Genomic DNA, 243 nt, shown 5'->3' on the forward strand with positions numbered 1-243 from the left:
AAAGCGGACATTAGTTTCTCGCCAGCCATAGTTAATGATTTTATGATCATTAACCACTCCACAATGCGGACAGGCTTTTGGCCGATAGGTCAATTTGCCATTAACCTGGATAACCCCATCAGCCCGTTCAGTACCACCTTTAACTTTTACATGTTTATCATCTATGCCTAGCAACAACTTCGTAGTATTATAATTCATAAGGGTATTCCTTCTTTCTAGAAATCTTCGTCGTGGTTGATTTTA

At 39.1% G+C, this 243-nt stretch carries 1 pseudogene; it reads right to left on the reverse strand.

The annotated features are described in order from the left end of the window. A pseudogene (locus tag HC026_RS12765) lies at positions 1-198 on the reverse strand (ISL3 family transposase); the annotation flags it as partial. Positions 199-243: the final 45 nt, after the last annotated feature.

This window comes from Secundilactobacillus angelensis (genome assembly GCF_012641075.1).
In the GTDB taxonomy this organism is placed as follows: domain Bacteria; phylum Bacillota; class Bacilli; order Lactobacillales; family Lactobacillaceae; genus Secundilactobacillus; species Secundilactobacillus angelensis.